We start from the raw sequence: 497 nt of genomic DNA on the forward strand, positions 1-497 counted from the left end.
GGCCGCGACAAGACCTTCGCCGAGGCGCTGGCCGGCCAGAGCACCGAGTGCGCCCCCGTCCCCGTGAACGCCGAGCACCCCCTCTTCATCCTCTACACCTCCGGCTCCACCGGCAAGCCCAAGGGCGTGCAGCACGCCACCGGCGGCTACCTGCTGTGGGCCCGGCTCACCATGGACTGGACCTTCGACATCCGGCCCGAGGACGTCTTCTGGTGCACCGCCGACATCGGCTGGATCACCGGCCACACCTACGTCGCCTACGGCCCGCTGGCCGCCGGCGCCACCCAGGTCGTGTTCGAGGGCATCCCCACCTTCCCGCACGCCGGGCGCTTCTGGCAGATGATCGAGCGCCACCAGGTCAGTGTTTTCTACACCGCCCCCACCGCCATCCGCTCGCTCATCAAGGCCGCCGAATCGGACGAGAAGGTGCACCCGAAGAACTGGAACCTGGACAGCCTGCGCATCCTCGGCTCGGTGGGCGAGCCCATCAACCCCGA

At 69.2% G+C, this 497-nt stretch carries 1 protein-coding gene; it reads left to right on the forward strand.

What is annotated here, in order from left to right:
- A partial coding sequence (locus IB278_RS33605; protein WP_192328863.1) for an AMP-binding protein occupies positions 1-497 on the forward strand: 497 nt, incomplete at both ends.

It is taken from the genome of Variovorax sp. VRV01 (genome assembly GCF_014852545.1).
Taxonomy (GTDB): Bacteria; Pseudomonadota; Gammaproteobacteria; order Burkholderiales; family Burkholderiaceae_C; genus Variovorax; species Variovorax beijingensis_A.